Below are 7,168 nucleotides of genomic sequence, written 5' to 3' on the forward strand. Positions count from 1 at the left end.
CGTGATGACTATGCTGGCCCGGCCCCCGCCGCGACGGTGGCCGGGCCGGCCGCATTTCGGGAAGGGACGCACGTGCTGCTCGACACCTTCGGACGACAGGCCGTCGATTTGCGGGTCTCCCTGACCGACCGGTGCAACCTCCGCTGCACCTACTGCATGCCGGAGGAAGGTCTGCAGTGGCTGGCGAAGCCCGACCTGCTGACCGACGAGGAGATCGTCCGGCTGGTCGGCCTGGCCGTACGGGACCTGGGCGTGCGCGAGGTCCGCTTCACCGGCGGCGAGCCGCTGCTGCGTCCCGGGCTGGTCGCCATCGTGGCCGCCTGCTCGGAGCTGGAGCCGCGCCCCGAACTGTCGCTGACCACCAACGGCATCGGACTGGCCCGCACCGCGACGGCGCTGCACGAGGCCGGGCTCGACCGGGTCAACGTCTCGCTGGACACCCTCGACCCCGAGGTGTTCCTCACGCTCACCCGCCGCCGTCGCCACCAGGACGTGCTGGACGGGCTGGCCGCGGCCGAGGCGGCCGGGCTGGCCCCGGTGAAGCTGAACGCGGTGCTGATGCGCGGGGTCAACGACCACGAGGCGGCCGACCTGCTGGCCTGGTGCCTGGAGCGGGGCTACGAGCTGCGCTTCATCGAGCAGATGCCGCTGGACGCCCAGCACGGCTGGGACCGCTCGTCGATGGTCACCGCGGCGGAGATCCTGGACCTGCTGGCCGCCCGCTTCACGCTCACCCCGGAGCCGTCCGCGGGCCGGGGCGCGGCGCCCGCCGAGCGCTGGCTGGTGGACGGCGGGCCGGGCCGGGTCGGCGTGATCGCCTCGGTCACCCGGCCGTTCTGCAGGGCCTGCGACCGGACCCGGCTGACCGCCGACGGGCAGGTGCGCAACTGCCTGTTCGCGACCGGGGAGACCGACCTGCGCACCGCGCTGCGCTCGGGGGCGGACGACGCGGAGCTGGCCGCGCTGTGGCGGGCGGCGATGTGGGGCAAGAAGGCCGGGGCCGGGATCGACGACCCGGAGTTCCACCAGCCCGAGCGGCCGATGTCGGCGATCGGGGGCTAGGGCTGCTCGGTCTCGGGCCCCTCAGGGGGCCTGGGGTAGTCGGCGAAGGCGACGACCTCCTTGAGGAAGCCGCGCACGCCCAGGAACTGGGACAGGTGCTCGCGGTGCTCCTCGCAGGCCAGCCAGGTCTTGCGGCGGTCCGGGGTGTGCAGCTTGGGGTTGTTCCACACCAACACCCAGTGGGCGTCCGCCCGGCAGCCCTTGGCGGAGCAGATCGGCGTCTGCGACGTGTCCATCGGGGTCGTCCTCGGAGCTCGGCGGGTCGATCGTCGCCGTCAGTCTTTCACGTGGCGTCGGCCCGTCCGGATCCGGGCATGGCGACGCCGGGCAGCCACGGGGGGAGCCGCCCGGCGTCGGTCCGTCGCTCCGACGGGGGATGCGGAGCGCGTACGCAGTATGTCACGCCGAGACCCTCGGATGGGGAGGTCTTGCATGATTAATCTGAGCTTCTTTTGAGCTTTCAGTGAGCCGATTCCGGCTCAACCCCCACGAATCGGACGGTCAGTTCGCGTCCTGTGAAGTTTCGGTGCCAGTGGTCTTTGCACGTCCTGTACCAGTCGACGCACCAGCCCCACCCGTACCACCGGGGCCGAGCATCAGCGGGGTGTCGTGCGGGATGTCGAAGGCGCTCGGCAGACCCGGCGCCCGCTCCCGGCCCGCGTTGGCTATCAGCACCGCGAAGTACGGCAGCAGCACGCCGCCCGCCAGCGCGGCGAGGGCCAGCCACCGCTGGACGTCCCACAGCACCACCGCGAGCAGCACGCAGAGCGTGCGGATCAGCATCGAGATGACGTAGCGGCGCTGACGCCCCCGGACGTCCTCGCTGAGGCTGCTGCGAGCCCCCGTGATCCGGTAGACGTGCTCGCCGTCGGCGCTCTTGCCCATGTGTCCTACCGCCCTCGTCCACGCATCCGCGCGCCGTGCCGCGCGGCCTCCTCACGGTACGCCCGGGCGCCGGGCACGACGAGACCGGGTGGGCGGGGCCCACCCGGTCGGGCGTGAATGGGGGAGCCGTCCGGCCGCAGGCGGGTCTAGGAGCGGCGGGAGAGGTACTGCGGGGGGACGGCGTCGGTGAGCCAGACGCCGTTCTCGCTGAGCCGGAACTCGTGGCCGGCCGCCGCCATCGCGGCCGCGTTCACGGTCAGCACCACCGGGCGGCCGTGCCGGGCGCCGACCCGGATCGCGGTCTCGGTGTCCGCCGACAGGTGCACGTCCTGGCGGGCCATCGGGCGCAGTCCCTCGCGGAAGATCGACGCCAGGTGGCGGTCGGCGGTGCCGTGGTGCAGCACGTGGGGCGGCTCGGTGGCGGTCAGACCGAGGTCGACCGCCACCGTGTGGCCCTGGTTGGCGCGGATCGAGAGACCGTCCGGCGAGTAGCCGAACCGGCGCTTGTTGTTGGCGGCCACGACGTGGTCCAGCTCGGCCCGGGTGACCGGCCTGCCCTTCGCCGCGAGGGCGGCCAGCAGGGCGTCGATCCGCACCCAGCCGGACTCGTCCAGCGTGACCCCCACCAGCTCCGGCTCGTGCCGCAGGATGCGCGACAGCACCTTGCTCGTTCTGACCAGCCGCTTCTCGTCCATCATGTCTCTCGTATCCCCCTGTTGGTCAGTGGCTATGAGGCCTGGCTGACCGAACTCATGTTGAAGTCCGCGACACGCACGGGTGGCATCGCGGTGCGGGTGAACCAGTCGTTCCACTCGCGGGGCAGGCAGTGCACCGTGCGGCCCACCTCGGTGATCCGGCCGAGCAGGTCGACCGGGGACTCGTTGAACCGGAAGTTGTTGACCGCGCCGACCACCTCGCCGTTCTCCACCAGGTACACGCCGTCCCGGGTGAGGCCGGTGAGCAGCAGCGTCGCCGGGTCCACCTCACGGATGTACCAGAGGCAGGTGAGCAGCAGGCCGCGCTCGGTGCGGGCGATCATCTCGTCCAGGGTCGGCGCGGACTCCTGGCCGGCCGTCTCCAGCACCAGGTTGTCGACCGCAGGTCGCAGCGGCAGGCCGGTGAGGCCGGCCGCGTGGCGGCTGGTGATCAGCCCGGTCAGCACGCCCTCGCGGATCCACTCGGTGGCGGTGATCGGCTCGCCGTTGTCGAAGACCGAGACGTCGCCGCCGCTGCGGTGCGCCAGCACGAACGGGACGGCCTCCAGGCCCTCCTCGTGCGGGTCGGAGCGCAGCGTCAGCGGCAGGCCGGCGAGCTTGTCGCCGATCCGGGTGCCGCCGCCGGGCTTGGAGAAGACGGTGCGGCCCTCGTGGGCGTCGCGGCCGCCGGAGGACCAGCTGAGGTAGACCATCAGGTCGGCCATGGCCGAGGGCGGCAGCAGAGTCTCGTACCGCCCGGCCGGCAGGTCGACCTTGCGGGCGCCCCAGCCGAGGCGCTTGGTCAGCTCGGTGTGCAGGGCCTCGACGTCGATGTCGTTGAAGTCCTGGGTGGCGGCGCCGACCCAGGCCGAGCCGGACAGGTCGGCGGTCTTGGCGTTGATCTCGACCGTGCCGGTGGCCTGGTCGTGGCGCAGCCGCAGGCCGGTGGAGCTGCCCAGGTAGCTGGTGGTGATCTCGTGCCGGGCGAAGCCGTACAGCAGCTCGCCCTGCGCGGCGGCGCGGGCGAAGGCCGCGCCGAGGGCTGGGCCGAAGGCGTCGAACACCTCGATCGAGGTCTCCGCGGGCGGCTGGGTGAAGTGCGGGGAGGGCGGCTGGTCGGCGACCAGCGGCTGGGCGTCCTCGGCCGGGCCGGCCGCACGGGCGGCCGCCTCGGCGGCCCGGACCAGGTCCTCGACGTCCTCGGCGGTGACGGCCTCGCGGGAGACCACGCCGGAGGCGGTGCCCTCGGAGCCGGCCACGGTGGCGATCACGGTGAGGCGGCGGCTGCGGGTGACCCCGTTGGTGGTCAGCGCGCCCCCGGGTTTGTTTCCGGGGGCGGCCCAGCGCAGGTTGGCGGTGGACTCCTCGTCGGCGATCACCACGCAGCCGTCGGCGCGGGAGAGGCCGAGTGCCAGCTCGACGAGTTCGTGGGGCTGCGTCGCGGTCATCAGTGACCCGCCTCCTGCTGGGTGTTGAGCACGTTGACGTTGCGGAACAGCGCCGACGGGCAGCCGTGGCTGACCGCCGCGATCTGGCCGGGCTGCGCCTTGCCGCAGTTGAAGGCGCCGCCGAGGACGTAGGTCTGCGGGCCGCCGACCGCCGCCATCGAGCCCCAGAAGTCGGTGGTGGTGGCCTGGTAGGCGAAGTCCTTGACCTGGCCGGCGAGTTCGCCGTTCTTGATGGCGTAGGCGCGTTGCCCCGTGAACTGGAAGTTGTACCTCTGCATATCGATCGACCACGAACGATCGCCGACGATGTACAGGCCGTTCTCCACCCCGGCGAACAGGGCCCCGGTGTCCGGGCCGTCGGCGGCGGGCTGGAGCGAGACGTTGGCCATCCGCTGGACCGGGACGTGCGCCGGGGAGTCCGCGAAGGCGCAGCCGTTGGAGCGCTCGAAGCCCTTCGACTTGGCCATGCCGCGGTCGAGTTGGTAGCCGACCAGGACGCCGTCCTTGACCAGGTCCCAGGCCTGGGTGGCCACGCCCTCGTCGTCGTAGCCGATGGTGGACAGGCCGTGCTCGGCGGTGCGGTCGCCGGTGACGTGCATCAGCTCGGAGCCGTACCTGAGGGTGCCGAGCTGGTCGAAGGTGGCGAAGGAGGTGCCGGCGTAGGCGGCCTCGTAGCCGAGCGCGCGGTCCAGCTCGGTGGCGTGGCCGATCGACTCGTGGATGGTCAGCCAGAGGTTGGACGGGTCGATGACCAGGTCGTAGCGGCCCGCCTCGACGCTCGGGGCCTTCATCTTCTCGGCCAGCAGGACGGGCAGTTCGGCGATCTCCGCGTCCCAGTCCCACTCGCCGCCGGTCAGGTTCCGTCCACCGGGGGACGACCCCCGGACCCCCATGAGGAATTCGTAGCCGCGGCCGACCGGCGGGGCCAGGGTGCGCATCGAGTCGAAGGCACCGGTGCGCTCGTCGACCGAGGTGGCCTCCAGGTCGGAGTGGAGCCGGATCCGCTGCTGGGTCGTCATGGTGCCCGCGGTGTCCGCGTAGAACTTGTTCTCCTGGACGGTCAGCAGGGCCGCCTGGACGTGCGAGACGCCCTGGGCGGCCAGCAGCCGGGAGCTGCGTTCGGCGAGCAGGGCGGTCTTCTCCGCGTCCGGCACCTCGAAGGGGTTGACCTCGTACGCGGAGACCCAGGTGACGTCCCGGTGGACGGGCTCGTCGGCCAGCTCGACCCGCTCGGTGGAGCCGGCCGCCCGGCTGATCCCGCCGGAGAGCCGGGCCACCGCGACGGCCTGGGCGGCGACCTTCGCAGCGGCCTCGGGAGTCAGGTCCACCCCGGCGGCGAAGCCCCACGCGCCGTCCAGCAGGACGCGGACGGCGAAGCCCAGCTGCACGCTGTCGGAGGTGCCCGCCGGACGGGCGTCGCGCAGCCGCCAGGAGGCGCTGCGGACCCGCTCCAGGCGGAAGTCGGCGTGGCTCGCGCCGAGTTCACGGGCCCGGGTGAGGGCGGCGTCGGCGAGGGTGCGCAGCGGGAGGGCGAGGAACAGCGGGTCGACGGCGCGTCCGTGCGGGGCGCCGGCGCTGTCGGCCGGAGGGATCGGAGGCAATCGGGCTCCCAGGTCGCGGAGGGTGACGGTGCGGGTGCCCACAGGAGCGCCCGCACCGCATCATTTCCCGTCCACAGGGTTTCCGGCCAGCGCATTTCGCCCGGTGCGCCGAGGTTTCGGTCGGTGGCGTTCTTCGATCGTCGCCGGGGCGGACCGTCAGGAGACGGACTCCCACCAGCCGTCCAGCTCCGGCGGGTTGTCCACGTCGACCCGCTCGCCGGGGCGCGGCACGGCCAGCGGGACGGCCTGGGCCTTGGCCTCCTTGAGCAGTCGCTCGACCGGCTCTGCCCACGGGTGCAGGCCCAGGTTGAAGGTGCACCAGTGGACCGGCACCAGCAGCCCGGCCCTGAGGTCGCGGTGGGCGAGGACGGCGTCCTCGGGGGTCATGTGGATGTCGGCCCAGGCCGCGTCGTAGGCGCCGATCTGCACCAGCGCGGCGTCGAAGGGGCCGTGCTGCTCGCCGATCCGGCCGTAGCCCTCGTAGTAGCCGGAGTCGCCGGTGTAGAAGACCTTGCGGGTGGGGCCGGCGACCACCCAGGAGCCCCACAGGGTGGTGTTGCGGGTGAGGCCGCGGCCGGAGAAGTGGTGCGCGGAGGTGAGGGTGAGCACCAGCTCGCCCAGGGTGCAGGTCTCGTCCCAGTCCAGCTCGATGATCCGGTGCTCCGGGACGCCCCAGCGGCGCAGGTGGCCGCCGATGCCGAGCGGCACCGCGAAGGGCGCGGACTGACTGCGCACCAGGCGCTTGACGGTCGCCATGTCGAGGTGGTCGTAGTGGTCGTGCGAGATCAGCACGACGTCGACCGGCGGCAGCTCCTCCAGCTCGACCGGCACCGGGTGCAGCCGCTTGGGGCCGACGTGCGCGGCGGGGGAGCAGCGGTCGCTCCAGATCGGGTCGAGCAGGACGCGGGAGCCCTCGATCTCCACCAGCGCGGAGGCGTGCCCGTACCAGGTGATCTCCACGCCCTCGGCGGCCGGGCCGGTCGCGGCCGCGGGGCGGACGGTGGGCACCGGGTGGGCGGGGACGCGGCCGGCCCGGTCGAACAGCATCCGGCGGACGGTCGCGGGGTCGACACCGGGGGCGTCGGCGGCGCGGGCCAGGGTCGAGGGCGCGTTGTGGAAGACGCCGTCGCGGTACTGCGGGGAGTTGCGCACCCGCTCCTCGCGCTCGCCGTCCGGGCGTCGCCCGAACGCCGCGGGCAGGTCGCGCAGCGACCAGGCGGCGGCGCCCAGGCCCGCCGCCAGCGCGGTCAGGGTGAGCAGTCGTCCGCGTCGGTGGGTGCTCCCGGGCCGTGCCTTGGTCATGCGCCCTGCCTTCGTTCCTCGCCGGGACTGTTCGGGGAAGGGTACGGCCAATCCCGGGTCGGCCGACACCGAGGGGGCAACGGGTGCGTCGGTCCGTGTTGTTCCCGTGCGCCCCCCCCCCTAGGGGCGGGCGCCCGGGCCGGCGGGGGCTCGACGACGGGCCCCCGACGATTAG

General features: G+C 73.1%; 7 protein-coding genes. 1 reads left to right on the forward strand and 6 read right to left on the reverse strand.

What is annotated here, in order from left to right:
• Positions 1–72 precede the first annotated feature (72 nt).
• Entirely contained in the window at positions 73–1,062 is a 990-nt protein-coding gene (moaA, locus tag ABZW30_RS32630; protein ID WP_355674830.1) for a GTP 3',8-cyclase MoaA, read from the forward strand.
• Here the strand turns inward: moaA and ABZW30_RS32635 are convergent.
• From ABZW30_RS32635 to ABZW30_RS32660, 6 genes are all read right to left on the reverse strand, one after another.
• Positions 1,059–1,298 carry a hypothetical protein gene (locus tag ABZW30_RS32635; protein ID WP_355674831.1) on the reverse strand — a complete coding sequence of 80 codons (240 nt, stop codon included), beginning with the start codon at positions 1,296–1,298 and terminating at the stop codon, positions 1,059–1,061. The genes moaA and ABZW30_RS32635 overlap by 4 nt on opposite strands.
• A gap of 265 nt (positions 1,299–1,563) precedes the next feature.
• A complete protein-coding gene (locus tag ABZW30_RS32640; protein WP_355674832.1) occupies positions 1,564–1,947 on the reverse strand; it encodes a DUF3099 domain-containing protein in 384 nt (127 codons plus the stop codon).
• A 146-nt stretch (positions 1,948–2,093) separates the two neighbouring features.
• Positions 2,094–2,642 carry an RNA 2'-phosphotransferase gene (locus ABZW30_RS32645; protein WP_355674840.1) on the reverse strand — a complete coding sequence of 183 codons (549 nt, stop codon included), beginning with the start codon at positions 2,640–2,642 and terminating at the stop codon, positions 2,094–2,096.
• Positions 2,643–2,674: 32 nt separating this feature from the next.
• Positions 2,675–4,090 (reverse strand): metallopeptidase TldD-related protein, encoded by a 1,416-nt coding sequence (locus tag ABZW30_RS32650; RefSeq protein WP_355674833.1) that lies wholly within the window; start codon positions 4,088–4,090, stop codon positions 2,675–2,677.
• Complete coding sequence (locus tag ABZW30_RS32655) at positions 4,090–5,691, reverse strand: TldD/PmbA family protein (RefSeq protein ID WP_355674834.1); 1,602 nt, start codon at positions 5,689–5,691, stop codon at positions 4,090–4,092. The genes ABZW30_RS32650 and ABZW30_RS32655 overlap by 1 nt, the downstream gene beginning before the upstream one ends.
• A gap of 156 nt (positions 5,692–5,847) precedes the next feature.
• On the reverse strand, positions 5,848–6,993 hold the full coding sequence (locus tag ABZW30_RS32660; RefSeq protein WP_355674835.1) for an MBL fold metallo-hydrolase: 1,146 nt from the start codon (positions 6,991–6,993) through the stop codon (positions 5,848–5,850).
• Positions 6,994–7,168: the final 175 nt, after the last annotated feature.

This window comes from Kitasatospora sp. NPDC004669 (assembly GCF_040609455.1).
Classification (GTDB): Bacteria; Actinomycetota; Actinomycetes; order Streptomycetales; family Streptomycetaceae; genus Kitasatospora.

Coding starts and splice junctions, on each gene's coding strand:
- ABZW30_RS32635 (WP_355674831.1), bottom strand. CDS start 1,298: ATGGACACGTCGCAGACGCCGATCTGCTCCGCCAAGGGCTGCCGGGCG.
- ABZW30_RS32640 (WP_355674832.1), bottom strand. CDS start 1,947: ATGGGCAAGAGCGCCGACGGCGAGCACGTCTACCGGATCACGGGGGCT.
- ABZW30_RS32645 (WP_355674840.1), bottom strand. CDS start 2,642: ATGGACGAGAAGCGGCTGGTCAGAACGAGCAAGGTGCTGTCGCGCATC.
- ABZW30_RS32650 (WP_355674833.1), bottom strand. CDS start 4,090: ATGACCGCGACGCAGCCCCACGAACTCGTCGAGCTGGCACTCGGCCTC.
- ABZW30_RS32660 (WP_355674835.1), bottom strand. CDS start 6,993: ATGACCAAGGCACGGCCCGGGAGCACCCACCGACGCGGACGACTGCTC.